Origin of the sequence: Ideonella benzenivorans (assembly GCF_020387415.1) — a bacterium.
Taxonomy (GTDB): domain Bacteria; phylum Pseudomonadota; class Gammaproteobacteria; order Burkholderiales; family Burkholderiaceae_C; genus Ideonella; species Ideonella benzenivorans.
Window position 1 is genome coordinate 406,709 of sequence record NZ_JAGWCB010000007.1, and the last position, 14,382, is coordinate 421,090.

Here is a 14,382-nt window from a genome sequence, read left to right on the forward strand (position 1 = left end):
TGGCTCTCCGAAGGGGGCTCAGGATTGCGCTGGCGCCGCACCTGTGCCGTGGAACAGCTTCCGGGCCAACACGCGGCGGCCCCAGACCAGCACGTCGTCTACATAGGTGAACACCACTGGAACCACCAGCAGGCTCAGCACCGTGGAGGTGAGCAGGCCGCCGATGACGACGATCGCCATCGGCTGGCGGAAGCTCGGCTCCGCACCCAGCCCCAGCGCGTTGGGCAGCATCCCGGCGCCCATGGCGATGGTGGTCATCACGATGGGGCGGGCCCGCTTGTGGCAGGCATCCATCACCGCCTCCAGCCGTGACATGCCCAGGGTCCTGCGCGCCATGATGGCGTACTCCACCTGCAGGATGGAATTCTTGGTCACGATGCCCATCAGCATCAGGACCCCGATCACCACCGGCATGGAGAACGGTCGTCCGGTGAGCCACAGCGCGACGATGGCGCCGCCCAGGGCCAGGGGCAGGGCGCAGAGGATGGTGCCAGGCTGCATGAAGTCGTGGAACAGCAGCACCAGCACGGCGTAGATGCAGAAAACGCCAATGGCCATGGCCAGACCGAAGCTCTGGAAGAGCTCGGACATGCGTTGCAGTTCACCCTGGTTGACCAGATGCACGCCCGGGGGCAGTTGCTGGAATGCCGGGAGGGACATCGCCTCGCGCTGGACCGCGCCGATCGGGCGGCCGTTGAGTTCGACGGTCAGCGTGATGTTGCGCGCGCGGTCGATCCGGTCGATCTGGGAGGGACCGCTGCCCAGCGACAGGGTCCCCACCGAGGCCAGGCTGACCATGCCGCTGCTGCCCTGGACGCGCAGCATGCCGATGGCATCCAGGTCGGTCCGCAGGGCCGGGTCCATCCGGACCCGCACGGCGATCTGCCGCTGCGGCAGGTTGAGCTTGGGCAGGGCCGTGGCGTAGCTGCCGTAGGTGGCCACGCGCAGGGCTTCGGACAGCGCGTCGGTGGTGACACCGAGGGCCGCCGCCCGGTTGGCGTCCGGCCGCAGCTGGATTTCCGGCCGCTGCAGCGCGGCGCTGGAGCTGACGTTGCCAATGCCCTGCAGGCCGCGCAGCTGCCCTTCCGCCTTGGCGGCCACATCGGCCAGGGCCTGCGGATCGTCGCTGGCCAGGGTGATCTCCAGCGATTCGCCGCTGTTGCCGCCGCCCACCGAGACGCGCACACCCGGCAGGCTGCGCAGCAGCGCGCGCATCCGGGCCTCGACCTCGGACTGCTTGAGCGCGCGTTCGCCGCGGGCGACCAGGTCCACGGTCAAGGTGGCGCTGGTGACGTCGGCGCTGGACGATGCGTCCAGCCCGCCACCGCTGCTGGCGGTTCCCGCGGAGACGAAGATGCCGCGCACCTGCGGCAGGCTGCGCAGCAGCTCGCAGGCGCGTTCGGCCGCGGCCACCGTGTCTTCGAGCCGGCTGCCTGGAGGCAACGTGAGGGAGACGCTGGACTGCGCCTTGTCCTGGGCGGGCATGAAGGATGTCGCGATGAACGGCGTCACGCCCAGGGCCAGTAGCAGGAAGGCCAGGCTGAGGGCGACCGTGGCCTTGCGGCGCGTCAGGGCCGTCCGGGCCCACTTCAGATAGCGGTCCATCGTGGGACCATCGGTGGAGACCTCGTGGTGCCCGGGCCGCTTGGGGCGCAGCAGGTAGGCGGCCATCATCGGGGTCAGCAGACGGGCCACGAGCAGGGAGGCCAGCACCGCGACCGACGCTGTCACGCCAAACTGGCGGAAGATCTTGCCGGGAATGCCGCCCATGAACGCCGTGGGCAGGAACACCGCAACCAGCGTGAAGGTGGTCGCGATCACCGCCAGCCCGATCTCGTCGGCCGCCTCCATCGCAGCCTGGTAGGGCGACTTGCCCATCAGCAGGTGCCGCTCGATGTTTTCGATCTCCACGATCGCATCGTCGACGAGGATGCCCACCACCAGGGAAAGTGCCAGCAGGGTGACGGTGCTGAGCGAGTAGCCCAGCAGCGCCATGGCGGCGAAGGCCGGCAGGATGGACAGGGGCAGGGCCACCGCGGCGACGAAGGTGGCCCGCCAGTCGCGCAGGAACCACCAGACGACGACCACGGCCAGCAGCGCGCCTTCGATCAGCAGGTGCATCGACCCGTTGTAGTTGTCCCGGATGGGATCGACCGTGTTGCTGGCCTCCGAGAGGCGGACCTCCGGGTGGGCCTGGGCAAACTGCCGGAGGGCGGCCCGGACGTCCTCCGCCACCCCGACGTCCGAATACCCGCGTGAGCGGGTGACCTGGAACCCGAGCCCCTGCTTGCCATCGCGCAGGGCGATGGTGGTGCGATCGGCGTGGCTGTCGGTGACGCGTGCGATCTGGTCCAGGCGGACCCAGCGCCCGTCGGACAGCGGAATCGCCAGGGCGGCCACTTCGGCGGGCGAGGCCGCGGTGCCGAGGGTGCGGGTGGACTGACGCTGGCTGCCGATGCGCCCCTGGCCCCCCGAGCTGTCCTGCTGAACGGCCTTGATCTGCGTGGAGACGTCTGCGGCGGTGACCCCCAGGCCCGCCATCAGCGCCGGGTCGAGGTCCACATGGACCTCGCGGTCGATGCCGCCGACACGGGCCACCGACGCCACCCCCCTGACCGCCAGCAGTGCCTTGGTCAGGTCGTTGTCCACGAACCAGGACAGATCCTGCTCGTCCAGGTGATCGGATGCGATGCTGTAGGTGAGCAGTGCCGAGCCGGCGGCGGTGAGCTTGGACACCGTGGGCGAGGACATCGCGGAGGGCAGGTCGGAGCGTGCGCTGTCGACAGCGTTGCGCACCTCGCTCAGAGCAGCCTCGACATCCTTGTCGATCTCGAAGGAGACACTGATGGCCACCGCGCCATCGGTGACGGTGGTGGTGATGTGGTCGAGCTTGCTCAGCGAGGCCAGCTTGTCCTCGATCTTGCGCGCCACCTCCGTCTCCAGCTGGGAGGGGGCCGCCCCCTCCAGGCTGGCGGAGATGTTGATCGTCGGCAGATCCATGTCGGGAAAGTCCTGGACCTGCAGGGCATGGAAGCCCAGCACGCCGAAGACCGACAGGAGCATGAAGGCCAGCAGGGCCGGGACCGGATTGCGAATCGACCAGGACGAGACGTTCACGGCGCCACCCCGGATGCGGCCGCCTTGTTCGCGCGATCGGACAGCACCGCCACCTTTGCGCCCTCGGACAGGAAGGCGCCACCGCCGCTCACCACCTGTGCGTCGGCCGCCAGGCCGGACACCACCTCGATCCGGTCGCCTTCACGTCGCCCCGTGACCACCGGAACCGAATGCGCCAGGCTGGCGGCATCGACCGTGTACACGTACGAGCGTCCGTCGCGCATCACCAAGGCCGACTGCGGCAGGGTCAGCGCCGGCTGGGTGCCGGTCTGCAGCACGCCCGAGGCGAACATGCCTGCCCGCGCCGGGCTGTCCGGGGGCAGCTCGACGTAGAGCGTGGCCCGCCCGGTGGTGGCGCTCAAGGTCGGCCCGACGGTGCGCAGCCGCCCCCTCACCTGGTGTCCTGTGGGGAGCGTGACGCTGGCCGGCTGGTCCGGTGCAAGCAGCTTCAACTGGCTCGCGTCGATCTCGGGCCGCCACTCGACCCGTCCTTGGCGGACCAGGCGAAAGAGCTCTGCCCCCGCGCTGACCACATTGCCCAGCACCCCGCTCTTGGACGACACGATGCCGTCGTCGGGTGCGGTGACCCGGGTCTGCGCGAGCTTGAGCTCGATGCTGGCGAGGTCGGCCCGGGCGGACGCGAGCGAAGCCCTGGCCGTGGCTTCGGTCAGGCGGTATTCCTCGATCTTCTGATCGGGCAGGGCGCCGCTGCCCTCGGTCATGCGGCTGCGCTGCAGGTTGGAGGCGGCCTGCTCCAGGCTGATGCGGGCCTGCTGGACGACCGCCGTCTGCTTCTGGCGATCAATCTGCAGGCTGTCATCGGCGAGCAGGGCCAGCACCTGGCCGCGCCTGACCCTGGCGCCGACGTCGACCTTGAGTTCCTTCAGGCGCAGGCCGCCCGTCTCGGGGCTGATCACCACCTCCTGCCAGGCGACGATCTGCCCCGTGCCTTTCAGCTGCTGGGGCCACACCTCGGTCCGCGGGTGCAGCAGGGTGACGCTCAGCGCGGAAGGTGTTGAGGCCGCTGCTGCCGCGCTGGCGGCGTCTGGCGATCCTTTCTGGCACCCGGTCAGGCTTGCGGCCATGGCGACCATGGCCAGGGATCGGATGGCCGTGGCGCAGGTGTGTCGCTGGACGGGAAGGGAGGGCGTGTCGCGCGTCATCGCTCGGGCTTCGTCATGGAGAGGGGGTGCTTGCGGGGGCTGTGGCCACTTGGCCGGGCTCCCAGCCGCCACCCACGGCCTTGTAGAGGGCGATCCAGTACTGGACGCGGTCGCGCTGCAGCGTGATGCGCTGGATCTGGGCCGACAGCGCAGAGCGACGCGCCTCCTCGAGCGTCAGCAGGCTGACATTTCCTGCCCGCCAGTTGCTCTGCGTCGCCAGGAAGTACACCCGGTACTGCGACTCCGCGATCGCGGCCTGCTGGGGGCGGTGGACAGCGCTGTCCAGGTGGACCATGGCTTCCTCGACGTCCCGGATGATCTGGCGCACCCCCTGCCGATAGGCCGCATAGGCCGAGCGATAGGCGGCCTCTGCGCTGGACACCGCGGCCTGCCTTTCCCCGCCGTCGAAGATCGGCAGCGAGATCGAGGGGCCGAACGACCAGACCGACGACGGTGACCCGGTGGTCGCGGAAACGCCCACCGATCCGCTCAGGGACAGGCTGGGGTACTGCGCGGCCTGGGCCGCCCCGATCTCCGCGCTGGCCGCCGCCAATTCCCGTTCGAGCGAACCCAGATCGGGCCGCTGCCGGATCACCTCGGCGGGCACGGCGTTGATGGCCACCTGCTGGGGCTCTGGCAGCCCGTGCGGTGCGCTCGACAGCAGCGTCCGCAGGGGACGCTCGTCTGTCCCCGTCAGGTACACCAGGGCCTTGACGAGGAGATCGCACTGGGCCCGTTGATCCAGCAGCGTGTTGCGGGCACTGGCCAGGCTGGCACGGGCCAGGGCGCCATCGGCCGACGCCGTCAGGCCGGCGCGCACGGCGGCCTGCGTCGCGGTCTCGGTCTGGGCATTGGACTCGAGCTCCAGCTCGTAGGCCTCGACCAGCAGGCCGCAGGCCTTCCACTGCACATAGGTGTCGGCCACCTCGGCGGCCAGCGAGACACGGGCGTCATACCAGTCGCCGGTCCGGGCCTCGACCCGGGCCGCGGCGGCTTCCTCGTTGCGACGCAACTTGCCGAAGAGATCGATCTCCCAGGAGGCATCAAAGCCCGCGTTGCGCGCGGTCTGGGTCAGATCGGCCGTTCGCTCCCGGCTGGCTGAAGCCGAGGCTGTGACCGAGGGGAAGCCGCCCGAGTGGGTGGACTGGAGCGTCGCGCGAGCCTTCTCGATGCTGGCCCAGGCCTTCGCGAGGCTGGGGCTGTCCTCCTCGGCCATGGCCACCAGCCGGCCCACCGTGGGATCGTTGAACTGGTTCCACCAATGGGTCATCTCCGACGTCTTGCCACCATGGGGCAGCGGCGCCGCCCAGGTGCTTGGCGCGGCGGGCTCTGCCGGCCGATAGTCGGGCCCAACGGTCGTGCAAGCGACTGAGCCGAATGCAACAGCCAGAGAAAGTGAGGCCGTCCAGAGCAGTTTCATAGAGACAGGCTGGGTTGGAAAATCGAGACCCGACCTATCGTAGGGCGGGGGATGGGAGAGCAGCTTCGGTGGGCGTTAAGGGGAGTAAAACCGGCTGGTGCACCGGGTTCCCCTGGACGGGTTCCTGCTGGGCAGGCGGCGGGGGCGGAAGGGGTTCCCAGTCCAGCGGGGAGCAGGCCGATGTGGACGGTTGGTGCAGCCGTGCTTCCGGGCAGGGATCAAAGACAGGCGGGGGCGGCAACAGGATCTTCACCGCGAAGGTGATCAGCCCCGCGAGCAGGACAAGGCCGATGACCAGATTGAGGAAGATGTGAAGCGACACAGCGAGCCACGTGCGCCAGAACTGCGGCTGTGCTGTGAACGGATCTCTCATCGAACGGGGGCGTGCTGCATCGGGTGAGCCCATCCTAGGGGGGCCACCCCGCCGCATGCCGCCCGGCAGTGTTAGGCAGCGTAAAAGTGCCGTTGCCGCCGGGATGGCTGTTCAGTCTTCCAGCAGCTGGTAGCCTCTTCCGCGCACGCTCTGGATCCAGGATTGACCGTCACTGCGCAGCCCCAGCTTCTGCCGGATGCTGCTGATGTGGACATCGATCCGCCGGTCATAGGGCGCCAGGGGCTTGCCGAAGGCCTGCTGGGAAATTTCCTGCTTGCTGACCAACTGGCCCGCGTGCCGGGCCAGCACCTCCAGCAGGCCGAACTCGGTTCCTGTCAGCTCCAGATCCTGGCCTTGCCAACTGGCCCGCCGCGTGCCGGGCCACAGCACCAGACCGCCGGCCTGCAGGACCTTCGGCCCCGGAGAGGAGGGCAGGTCGCGCCCTTCGACCCGCCGCAGAATCGCCCGGATCCGCGCCACGAGTTCGCCAGGGGTGCAGGGCTTGGGCACGTAATCGTCAGCGCCCATGTCGAGGCCGACGATCCGGTCCACGTTGTCGCCACGGGCGGTCAGCATCAGTACGGGGATGCGACTGTTGGCACGGATGCGTCTCAAGGCTTCGGTGCCGGGCAGGCCCGGCATCATGATGTCCATCACGACGATGCTGTACTGCCTCGTCAGTGCTTCGGCAACGCCGGTTTCGCCGCTGTGCACGGCATGCGCGTCGAAGCCTTCGTGGCGCAGGTAGCGGGAGAGCATCGCCGTGAGGTCGACATCGTCATCGACGATCAGTACCTTGTGCATGCGAGGGTGTCGGTGAAATCCCGCGAGTATCAGCCGTTGATCCACGCCGGCCAAGAACCCCTGCGGGCTTTACTGAGCTTAACCCCGTGACGGGCATCTGCGGCGAGGGAGCTGCTTAGCATTTGCCGACTCCCGTTTTGGCGAAGCTTCTCCAGTGCCTTCTCTTGCAGCCTCTCTGTCGCGCTTCCGGTTCCCGCTGCGGGTGAGAACGGTCGCGTGAGCTCGCGCCGGGCACGCTGGCGTGTCACCGTCCTGCTGGCGGTGCTGGCTGTGCACATCGGGCTCGTGTACTTCGGCTGGACCCTGAAGGTGGCGGTGTCCGTCACGCGGGACACGCCGATCGTCACGCAGTTGCGTCTGATCCCCTTGCAGCCGCTGGCCTTGGCGCCGACGCAGGCGCGTCGATCCCCCGAGGGGGGGCCAGGCGCCGGGCGCGACGGGCTTCGTCCTGTCCCGCGCGTGCCATCCCGCGATCAGCTCGATCAGCTGTCTGCGCCCGCCGCACCGGTGCCTGTGGAGCCGAAGGCGGTGGCGCACGGTGTCGTTCCCGCAGGCCGCGGGCAGGTGGGCCTAGATGGCTCGGAGAATGCGGCGGCCGTGGAGGCTCCGGCCAGCCATCCGGCGTCCTCCCACATCTTCCAGGTCAGGAGCGCCAGTGGCCTGGCGTTGACCCCCGAGGACAAGGTGATGCAGGGCACACCGAAGAACCCGGCGCTGACGGACCCGCGCAGCAACACACCCAAGCCAACGTTCGAGGAGCGCTTCGCGATAGGAATGAACCCCGATCTGTGCGTCAAGGTTGAGCGCTTGCCGGATGGGTCCACCCGTCGCAGCCTGGTTCAGCGGGTGCGCGTGCCCACGCTCGCGGCCACCCGGGGCGTGGGGGCTGCGTCGGTGGGGGTGTGTCCTTGATGCGGTGGTGGCGAGGGGGCGGGTGCAGGTCATTGGCGCCTTTGGGGTCGCCGTTGAGGCGGTGCATACCGGGCGTTCTGCCAGCCTTGAGCGTGGGGCGCTTTTGGCCTGGAAGGCCCCATCCACGTGAGTGGCAGCAGATTTTGAAAATTCACTGAGAGAGTCATAATATTTCTGAAGAAAGAAATTTCCCTTGGATTTGGAGGCCCTCCGTCATGACCCCAGCCACTGCCGCCCTGGCCATCACCCCGCCCGATGCCGCCGCCGTGCTGGCCAAGGCCACCGCGCGGGCCAGCGCCTTGCTGGGCCTCAAGGGCGTGACCCTGGCCCGCACCCTGGGCCTGAGCGAGCCCACCGTGTCGCGGGTGCTCAAGGGCCAGAAGGGCCTGGCGCCCGATTCCAAGGAGGGCGAGCTGGCCCTGCTGCTGGTGCGGGTGTACCGCTCGCTGGACGCCCTGGTGGGCACCGACGACCAGAAGCGCCTGGCCTGGATGAGTTCCTACAACCAGGCCCTGGGTGGCGAGCCGCTGCAGCTGATCCAGAAGGCCGAGGGCCTGGTGGCCACGCTGAACTACCTGGACGCGATGCGGGCCCCGGCCTGAGCCGCGGCCGCGCGGACCCGCCATGGACTGGCAGCCCGACTGGTTCGAGGGCAACATCCGTCCCCAGGCCACGCTCGCCTGGCGCGGGGTGGAGGCGCAGCATGTGGTCTCCACCATGCGCCTGGTGGACAGCGCCGCCGAGCAGGACCTGCTGGAGCAACTGCTCGAAGGCAGCAAGCCCGCCCTGCCGCCGGCCGCCCGGCCGCTGCACTACCTGCTGGCCACGCCGTTTCGCTACCGCCCGCCGCACGCGAGCCGCTTTCGGGCGCCGCACAGCCCGGGCCAGTGGTACGGCGCGCAGACGCTCTACGCCGCCTGTGCCGAGGTGGCCTACTGGCGCCACCGCTTCATCCTGGACAGCGCCGGCCTGTCCGGGCGCGAGCTGCTGACCGAGCACACCTTCTTCCAGGGCGCCGTCCGGGGCCTGGCCATCGACCTGACCCAGCCGCCCTGGGACCAGGCCCAGGCCCTGTGGACCCACGACAGCGACTACCGCGCGCCCCAGACCGTGGCCCGCTCGGCCCAGATCCGCGGCGTGCAGTGGCTGGCCTATGCCTCGGTGCGGGCGCCGGGCCACCGCTGCGCCGTGGTCTTCGACCCGGCCTGCCTGGCCGAGCCGCCCGGCGGCCTGGACGCCACCCAGCAGACCTGGCACTGCAAGGCCACCGCGCAGCGGGTGATGTTTGCGCGCGGGCCGGAACGGCATGAGTGGGCGTGGGAGAGGTGAGGGTTCTGGGCCAGCGCGGTCGCTGTATGCTTCGTTTCTTTACTCCAAAGGATCTCGACATGGCACTGGCCAAGAAGAAGCGCATCGGCAAGCGGACCGTTTCCGCCAAGCAAGTCCGCAAGGTGGCCAGCGGTCGCAAGCGCCGCAAGTCGGACGGCACCCAGCCCTCCAAGGTGGTGTTCCCCACCCCGGCGGCCTGACGTCTCAGGCCCGCAGATCGCACCCAGGCGGCTTTGCCGGGCGCGATCTGCGTTTTTTGCGGGCCGTGACGGCCCGTCCCCGCGTCAGCCTGCCACGGCCTTGCGGGTCTTCCACAGCGACACCAGCACGCCGCCGGCGATCAGGCCGAAGGTCACGCTCAGCGAGAGCGTTGCCGGGATCTTGCCGATCAGGCCCACCAGGAAGATCTTGCCGCCGATGAACACCAGCACCAGGGCCAGCGCGTACTTGAGGTATTGGAAGCGGTGGATCATGGCCGCCAGCGCGAAGTACAGCGCCCGCAGGCCCAGGATGGCGAAGATGTTGCTGGTGTAGACGATGAAGGGGTCGGTGGTGATGGCGAAGATGGCCGGCACCGAGTCGACCGCGAACACCAGGTCCACGCACTCCACCAGCACCAGAGCCAGCAGCAGCGGCGTGGCAAAGCGCTCGACCCGACCGGTGGCCGCGTCGCGTTCGCGCACCCAGAAGGCGTTGCCGCGCAGGCCGTCGGTCACCCGCATGTGCCGCTTCAGGAACTTCAGCACCGGGTTGTTGGCGATGTCGGGCGTGTGGTCGGCGAGGAACCACATCTTCACGCCGGTGATGACCAGGAAGGCGCCGAACAGGTAGAGCACCCAGCCGAACTGGCTGACCAGCGTGGCGCCCAGGCCGATCATCAGGGCCCGCAGCACGATCACCCCCAGGATGCCCCAGAACAGCACGCGGTGCTGGTACCGCCGCGGGATGGCGAAGAAGGTGAAGATCAGCGCGATGACGAAGACGTTGTCCATGGACAGCGACTTCTCGATCAGGAAGCCGGTGTAGTAGTCCATGCCACTTTGCGCGCCCAGGTACCACCAGACCCAGGCACCGAACAGCAGGGCCACGCTGATGTAGCCGGCCGACAGCAGCAGGCTCTCGCGCACGCCGATCTCGCGGTCGTCCTGGTGCAGCACGCCCAGGTCGAAGGCCAGCAGGGCGATGACGATGGCGATGAAGAGCAGCCAGATCCAGGCCGGCTTGCCCATGAAGTCCACGGAGAGGAGGGGGAGCAGGAGGTCCATGCGAGGCTCTCAGGAATGGCTGTGGAGGCGGCGGCGACGTGGCCTAGTTTGCGCAGAGACAGGGTGCGAACAAATCAGCGTTTTGCGCAATTAAGATTCGGATTTCCCGCACCGAACGTCCGCCAGCGAGGCCCGCATGCTGAACTACCGCCATCTGCACTACTTCTGGGTGGTCACGAAGGAGGGCGGCTTTGCCCGGGCGGCCGAGCGCCTGGGCATGGCGGTGCAGACCATCAGCGCCCAGGTGCGTGAGCTGGAGAAGGCGCTGGGCCATCAGCTGCTCAAACCCGCCGGACGCGGCGTGGCACTCACCGAGGCGGGCCAGGCCGCCTTCGCCCGGGCCGAGGAGATCTTCCAGATCGGCCAGATCATTCCCGATGAGGTGCGGCAGGCCGCCAGCGGCCCCGTGGTGCGCCTGGCGGTGGGCTTTTCGGACGGCATCTCCAAGCTGGCCGCCCATGCCTTGCTGGCGCCGGTGCTGGCCACCCCGAACCTGCGCCTGGTCTGCCATGACGGCGAGTTCGAGCAGTTGCTGGGCGAGCTGGCGCTGCACCACCTGGATCTGGTGCTGGCGGGCCAGGCGGCGCCGCGCAACCCCAATCTGCGCCTGGCCAGCGAACGCCTGGTGAATGCACCGGTGGACTGGTACGGGCCGGCCCCCCTGGTCGGCAAGGCCCAGCGCGACCGCTTCCCCGACTGCCTGAACGAGTTGCCCGTGCTGCTGCCCACCGGCCATTCGGTCCTGCGGGTGACGCTGGACCATTGGTTCGAGGCGCAGGGCCTGCGGCCGCGCATCGTCGGCGAGTTCGAGGACAGCGCGCTGCTGGCGGTGTTCGCCGCGCGCGGGTTGGGGGTCTTCCCGGTCAGCCGGCTGGGGGCGGGCGACATGGGCCTGCTGCGCGGCCTGCGTCTGCTGGGCAGCGGCGAGGGCGTGCAGGAGGAGATCCACGCCATCCTGTCCCGCCGTGGGCGCCACCACCCGCTGGTGCAGCAGGTGATGGAAGCCGCCCTGGCCGGCGCGGGCGGCGCGGGCGGCTGATCCGGCACCCGCGCCCGTGAGGGCCCGGGGCACGTCATGCCGGTCGGCCCTCGACGGCGGAGAACATTCCTGTTTTTCCGAAGTGAATGTTCTCAAAACCCTGCTTTTTCCGGCGGGCGAATGGGCCGACAGTGCGGGGACCCCGTCATTCACTGGAGACCCCGATGCAAGTGCTCTTCAAACCCCGTCATCCGGGCGCGGCCGAGCTGCGCGAACTGACCGAGCGGCGCGTGCGCTTCGTGCTGCGGCGCCTGGGCGCACGGGTGCCCCGTGCCGAGGTGCAGATGTGGGACGAGAACGGCCCGCGTGGTGGCGTCGACAAACGCTGCCAGGTGGCCTTGCATGCCGAGGGTGCCGGTGCCGTGGTCGTCACCGCCGTGGCGAGCAACTGGCACGCGGCACTCAACGATGCGCTGGCGCGTGCCGCGCGCTTCCTGCTGCGCCAGTGGCGCCGCGGCACCGACACCCGTCGCATGCGCCAGCGCCTGCCCGAACCGGCTTGAAACCCGACCGAAACACCAACGAGGATCCCATCATGAACCCCCTGTCATCCAATGCTTCGACCGTCCGTTCTGCACCGGCCGTGGCAGTCCCCCTGCGCGGCCTGCGCAGTGCCAGCGCCGACCGCGTGCTGCGCAACACCTATGCCCTGCTGGCCATGACCCTGTTGTTCAGCGCGGCCGTGGCCGCTGCCGGCGTGGTCTGGCAGTTGCCGGCCCCGGGGCTGCTGCTGACGCTGGTCGGCTACTTCGGCCTGCTGTTCGGCATCCGCCGGCTGCAGAACAGCGGCTGGGCGCTGCCCCTGGTGTTCGCCCTGACCGGCTTCATGGGCTACACGCTGGGCCCGGTGCTCGCCCGCATGCTGGCCCTGCCGGGCGGTGCGCAGGTGGTGACGCTGGCGCTGGCGGCCACGGGCGTCACCTTCCTGGCCCTGTCCGCCTGGGTGCTGACGACCCGGCGTGACTTCAGCTTCATGGGCGGCTTCCTGTTCGCCGGCATGGTCATTGCCCTGCTCGCCGGCCTGGGCGCGGTCTTCCTGCAGATGCCGGCCCTGGGCCTGGCGGTGTCGGCCATGGTGGCGCTGCTGTCGGCCGGGATGATCCTGTTCGAGACCAGCCGCATCGTGAACGGCGGTGAGACCAACTATGTGCTGGCCACCGTCAGCCTCTATGTCTCGCTGTTCAACCTGTTCACCAGCCTGCTGAGCCTGTTCGGCATCGGCGGCAGCGACGAGTGAGGGCCTGAGCCCGCCGGGGACCGCCTGTCAGGCGCCGAAGCGTGCGGCCCGGCGGACGATGTCCTCGCGCGCCTCGCGGTACTCGGCCTTGAGCTGGTCCACCAGTTCGGCCACGCTGGGCACGCTGTCGATGGAGCCCACGCCCTGGCCGGCGCCCCAGATGTCGCGCCAGGCCTTGGCCGCGCTGTTGCCGCCCGAGCCGAAATCCATCTTGCTCTTGTCGGCGCTGGGCAGGTGGTCCGGGTCCATGCCGGCCGCGGCGATGCTGGGCTTGAGGTAGTTGCCCGGCACGCCGGTGAACAGCGAGGAATAGACGATGTCCTCGGCGCGGGTGTCCACCAGCATCTGCTTGTAGGCGTCCACTGCGTTGGCCTCCTGCGTGGCGATGAAGCGGGTGCCCATGTAGGCGAAGTCGGCCCCCAGGGCCTGGGCCGCCAGGATGGACTGGCCGTTGGCGATGGCGCCGGCCAGGGCGATCGGGCCCTGGAAGATGCGGCGGATCTCGGGCAGCAGGGCGAAGGGGCTCAGCGTGCCGGCATGGCCACCGGCGCCCGCGCACACCAGGATCAGGCCGTCCACGCCGGCCTCGATGGCTTTCTCGGCATGGCGGATGGAGATCACGTCATGGAAGACCACGCCGCCGTAGCTGTGCGCTGCGGCCACCAGCTCGGCCGACACCTGCAGGCTGGTGATGATGATGGGCACCTGGTGCTTGACGCAGGTCTCCATGTCGCGCATCAGCCGGTCGTTGCTGCGGTGGCAGATCTGGTTGACGGCAAAGGGCGCGGCCGGGCGCTCGGGGTGGGCCGCGTCGTGGGTGGCCAGCTCGGCCTTGAGCTGGGAGAGCCACTCATCCAGCAGCTCGGCCGGGCGGGCGTTGAGCGCCGGGAAGGAGCCGACAATGCCGGCCTTGCACTCGGCTGCCACCAGGCGCGGGTTCGAGACGATGAACATCGGCGAGGCGATGACCGGCAGGCTGAGCCGGGATTGCACGCTGTCGAGCCAGGACATGGACGGTCTCCTTCGGGTGCCACGCTTGCGTGGTTAACACTGTTATTGATGCGATGAGTTTACAGCGTTAAGTAAGATGGCGCCATGCCCCCCTCGTTGTCATCCGAACAGGTCCTGGAAGCCCGCGCGCGCATCCGCGCCGTGGCCGAGCAGCAGTTTGCCGAGCGCGGCATCGAACAGACCTCGATGCGCAGCATCGCCCAGGCGCTGGGCTGGACGGCCACTGCGCTGTACCGCTACTACGACAGCAAGGAAGCCCTGCTGGCCGCCACCCGTGCCGCCGCGCTGGACCGGTTGTCGGCCGCGCTGGAAGCGGCCCAGCAGGGCCCGGGCGATGTGTGGGACCGCTCGCGTGCGGTGGGCCAGGCCTATGTGGACTTCGCCTTTGCCGAGCCGGCGGCCTATGGGCTGATCTTTGCCTACACCCAGCCGCAGGAAGACGCCTACCCCGATCTGGCCGCGGCCAACGCCCGCTCGCGCCGCACCATGGTGGCCTATGTGGAGGACCTGGTGCGGGCCGGGCAACTGGAGGGTGACCCCGACCTGCTGGGCCATGTGTACTGGGCGGCCATGCACGGCGCGGTGGTGCTGCAGATGTCGGGCAAGCTGGCCGCCGATGGGCCGGGCTTCGACGCCATCCGGCGCGAGGGGGCGCGGTTGATCACCAAGGGCGCGCTAGGATCACGCGCCAAACCGCGTGAATGAAAGGTCT

The 14,382-nt window shown here is 69.1% G+C and carries 14 protein-coding genes; 8 read left to right on the forward strand and 6 right to left on the reverse strand.

What is annotated here, in order from left to right:
* Positions 1-18: 18 nt before the first annotated feature.
* The 4 genes from KGA65_RS04855 to KGA65_RS04870 all read right to left on the reverse strand — a co-directional run bounded on the left by KGA65_RS04855 (position 19) and on the right by KGA65_RS04870 (position 6,877).
* Positions 19-3,117: an efflux RND transporter permease subunit gene (locus KGA65_RS04855; RefSeq protein WP_225862005.1), complete on the reverse strand. Its 3,099-nt coding sequence runs from the start codon at positions 3,115-3,117 to the stop codon at positions 19-21.
* Positions 3,114-4,280, reverse strand: coding sequence for an efflux RND transporter periplasmic adaptor subunit (locus KGA65_RS04860; protein ID WP_225862006.1), 1,167 nt, complete (start codon positions 4,278-4,280; stop codon positions 3,114-3,116). Before KGA65_RS04860 ends, KGA65_RS04855 begins: the two co-directional genes overlap by 4 nt.
* Positions 4,281-4,293: 13 nt before the next feature.
* Positions 4,294-5,700 (reverse strand): efflux transporter outer membrane subunit, encoded by a 1,407-nt coding sequence (locus tag KGA65_RS04865; protein WP_225862007.1) that lies wholly within the window; start codon positions 5,698-5,700, stop codon positions 4,294-4,296.
* 484 nt (positions 5,701-6,184) lie between these two features.
* Complete coding sequence (locus KGA65_RS04870) at positions 6,185-6,877, reverse strand: response regulator transcription factor (protein WP_225862008.1); 693 nt, start codon at positions 6,875-6,877, stop codon at positions 6,185-6,187.
* Positions 6,878-7,093: 216 nt separating this feature from the next.
* Between KGA65_RS04870 and KGA65_RS04875 the strand changes: the two genes are divergently transcribed.
* The 4 genes from KGA65_RS04875 (at position 7,094) to KGA65_RS04890 (ending at position 9,318) form a co-directional block, all read left to right on the forward strand.
* The gene (locus tag KGA65_RS04875) at positions 7,094-7,789 is read left to right on the forward strand and encodes a hypothetical protein (RefSeq protein WP_225862009.1); all 696 of its coding nucleotides are present in this window, start codon (positions 7,094-7,096) and stop codon (positions 7,787-7,789) included.
* 215 nt (positions 7,790-8,004) lie between these two features.
* Positions 8,005-8,391 carry an antitoxin Xre/MbcA/ParS toxin-binding domain-containing protein gene (locus KGA65_RS04880; RefSeq protein WP_225862010.1) on the forward strand — a complete coding sequence of 129 codons (387 nt, stop codon included), beginning with the start codon at positions 8,005-8,007 and terminating at the stop codon, positions 8,389-8,391.
* A 22-nt stretch (positions 8,392-8,413) separates the two neighbouring features.
* A complete protein-coding gene (locus tag KGA65_RS04885; RefSeq protein ID WP_225862011.1) occupies positions 8,414-9,118 on the forward strand; it encodes an RES family NAD+ phosphorylase in 705 nt (234 codons plus the stop codon).
* Between the two features lie 59 nt (positions 9,119-9,177).
* The gene (locus KGA65_RS04890; RefSeq protein WP_022980176.1) at positions 9,178-9,318 is read left to right on the forward strand and encodes a hypothetical protein; all 141 of its coding nucleotides are present in this window, start codon (positions 9,178-9,180) and stop codon (positions 9,316-9,318) included.
* A gap of 84 nt (positions 9,319-9,402) precedes the next feature.
* On the opposite strand, the gene KGA65_RS04895 is transcribed toward KGA65_RS04890, so the two are convergent.
* Positions 9,403-10,383, reverse strand: a complete 981-nt coding sequence (locus KGA65_RS04895; RefSeq protein ID WP_225862012.1) for a TerC family protein — start codon at positions 10,381-10,383, stop codon at positions 9,403-9,405.
* A 136-nt stretch (positions 10,384-10,519) separates the two neighbouring features.
* On the opposite strand from KGA65_RS04895, the gene KGA65_RS04900 reads away from it, so the two are divergent.
* The 3 genes from KGA65_RS04900 to KGA65_RS04910 all read left to right on the forward strand — a co-directional run bounded on the left by KGA65_RS04900 (position 10,520) and on the right by KGA65_RS04910 (position 12,659).
* Positions 10,520-11,422: a LysR family transcriptional regulator gene (locus KGA65_RS04900; protein ID WP_225862013.1), complete on the forward strand. Its 903-nt coding sequence runs from the start codon at positions 10,520-10,522 to the stop codon at positions 11,420-11,422.
* A 164-nt stretch (positions 11,423-11,586) separates the two neighbouring features.
* Positions 11,587-11,925 carry an HPF/RaiA family ribosome-associated protein gene (locus tag KGA65_RS04905; RefSeq protein ID WP_225862014.1) on the forward strand — a complete coding sequence of 113 codons (339 nt, stop codon included), beginning with the start codon at positions 11,587-11,589 and terminating at the stop codon, positions 11,923-11,925.
* Between the two features lie 80 nt (positions 11,926-12,005).
* Complete coding sequence (locus KGA65_RS04910; protein ID WP_225862015.1) at positions 12,006-12,659, forward strand: Bax inhibitor-1/YccA family protein; 654 nt, start codon at positions 12,006-12,008, stop codon at positions 12,657-12,659.
* A 27-nt stretch (positions 12,660-12,686) separates the two neighbouring features.
* On the opposite strand, the gene KGA65_RS04915 is transcribed toward KGA65_RS04910, so the two are convergent.
* A complete protein-coding gene (locus KGA65_RS04915; protein WP_225862016.1) occupies positions 12,687-13,670 on the reverse strand; it encodes an NAD(P)H-dependent flavin oxidoreductase in 984 nt (327 codons plus the stop codon).
* An 84-nt stretch (positions 13,671-13,754) separates the two neighbouring features.
* On the opposite strand from KGA65_RS04915, the gene KGA65_RS04920 reads away from it, so the two are divergent.
* Positions 13,755-14,375: a TetR/AcrR family transcriptional regulator gene (locus tag KGA65_RS04920; protein WP_225862017.1), complete on the forward strand. Its 621-nt coding sequence runs from the start codon at positions 13,755-13,757 to the stop codon at positions 14,373-14,375.
* The last annotated feature ends 7 nt before the right edge of the window (positions 14,376-14,382 follow it).